Genomic DNA, 308 nt, shown 5'->3' on the forward strand with positions numbered 1-308 from the left:
GGATGGACCGGCTACGCCTCCCACCGTCCACCTGGACCAATCACCTTCCACACCGGAATGGCCCGCTTCCAAATCCTCGCAAATGGCCCGACAAACGTGTAGATGCACTAGGTGGTGTGGACTCTAGGATTCCCTTTTAGGCGCAAATCAGATTCAAGGCTGCTTTTGGGGAGGCCGCCTTGGGTGTGATGGACCGCTTGGTATTGAGCGACGCGACATGGGAGCGGATGGCGCCGTTGATCATCGGCCGGCCTGACCAGAAGGGTTCGACCGGACGGGACAACCGGATGTTTGTGGAGGGCGTACTT

At 59.1% G+C, this 308-nt stretch carries 1 pseudogene; it reads left to right on the forward strand.

Features of this window, described 5'->3' with window-relative positions:
* Window positions 1–179: 179 nt before the first annotated feature.
* A pseudogene (locus tag ACZBJS_RS42835) lies at window positions 180–308 on the forward strand (IS5/IS1182 family transposase); the annotation flags it as partial.

It is taken from the genome of Bradyrhizobium sp. KZN70725, from assembly GCF_055264925.1.